Below are 1547 nucleotides of genomic sequence, written 5' to 3'. Positions count from 1 at the left end.
CAGGATTAACTCAAGGTCAAGCCCCCTACCCCAGGTGGCTAGGTTAATGGCCAGGAGCGCCAATGAGGCTATTAGGACTGGCGTGTTGCCTAGGTTAAAGGCTATGAAGGCAATGGGCATTAACCTCCCTAAAAGCAGCAGCGCATCATCGAACTCACCCACAATTAGGCGCATGTCACTTGGTTTTATAAAGTTATGGCAAGGAGCAGGCATCTAATGCCTGGCTTTGACCTCACACCGCCTTTCAACCCACATGCATTCACCTGGCCCCCTCATTAACGCTGCTAAGGCATTGTGATAAGGCTCGATATGGTATCATTGGCCGTGGTGTTGGTTTAGCAATTGCCCCTTAGAATGGAGGTGGGATTGCGTATTACTTAATAAGGGGTATTGGTTAAGTGCCCTGATGGGGGAGCTAATCAGTGAGTCGCCGCTGCTTGGAGTATTAACCAACTACGCATCCGCTGCGATTAGCTACGCCCTAGCCCTAGCCTACATAATACTACTTACCAGATTCATCCCCCTAACCCAGTACGGCTACTACAACGCAATGCTAGCCCTACTGTCAACAGTTGGGCTATTCTTCCCAACCTTCGGTATAGATAACGCCATAGCCAGGGAGGGCGCCATGAATCACGCCAGGGGTGGCACCGTCTACGCCCACTACTCGGCAATGTTCGCCTTCTCCCTAACCCTAACCCTAGCCTACTCCGTGACCGGCCTAGCCCTAATACCAGTCTTCATATGGGATGGTGTGCCAGCGTGGTTAACGGGCATAGTTGCAGTGTGGGCAACCTACACCCTAATACAAGGCGTTAACAACGCGCTGAACTTCCACCTATGGACAGTGGGCGCAGTGGTCACCCAGGGTATCGGGTTAATTCTAGGTGGCATAGTCTTCAGGGTTATTGAAATAGCGTTAATGGTGGTGCTTAGGAACGTCTACGCAATAGCAGTATCCTACCTAGTAGGGCAATTAATCATAGCCATATACTACATAAGCAAGGTTAGGCAGTGGCCAAGTTTAAGGACAGGCTACGGCCTAATTAGGGCTAGTATCAAGGAGTACATTAACATGGGCTTCCAGTACTGGCTAGCCGCATACCTAGGGGGTATTTCAGGTACACTAATGGCCTACCTAGTCTTTAAACTCCTCGGCCCATCGGCATCCGGGATATATGGGTTGGCGCTGAACATAATCGGCTTAGTGGGTAACTTCGCAGGTTCAGTTGGCGCCGTATTCGGTACCGTGGCTAGCCACGGTTATGCAGCGGGCTTTGACGTGGGTTCCTTGGCTAAGGATTACTCAAGGGGTTACATGGTTGTTGGTTCAATACTAGCCCTATAGCACTAAGGAGGGGGTGAGGGTGCTCATAAAGTTTAATAATGGATTAAAACAATTTCCTTTTGTTTTTGCCTTACTTAAATTAATTAATCTATATATTTATCTTCTATTTAGACTTGTTGCTCAATATATATTGGTGGTTCGGTGTTTGCTAGGGCGTCGTTTATGATGTCTATTGCTGTTACTGACTCCCTGAACTCTG

Annotated in this window: 1 protein-coding gene; it reads left to right on the top strand. The window is 48.6% G+C overall.

The window, feature by feature from the left end; all coding sequences use genetic code 11:
• The first annotated feature begins 406 nt into the window (after positions 1-406).
• Positions 407-1348, top strand: a complete 942-nt coding sequence (locus AT710_09755) for a hypothetical protein (GenBank protein ID KUO89803.1) — start codon at positions 407-409, stop codon at positions 1346-1348.
• Positions 1349-1547: the final 199 nt, after the last annotated feature.

The sequence above is a fragment of the Thermocladium sp. ECH_B genome (genome assembly GCA_001516585.1).
Classification (GTDB): domain Archaea; phylum Thermoproteota; class Thermoprotei; order Thermoproteales; family Thermocladiaceae; genus Thermocladium.
The sequence above is the reverse complement of the archived record's forward strand: the minus strand, read 5'-3'. Positions and strand labels throughout refer to the sequence as shown.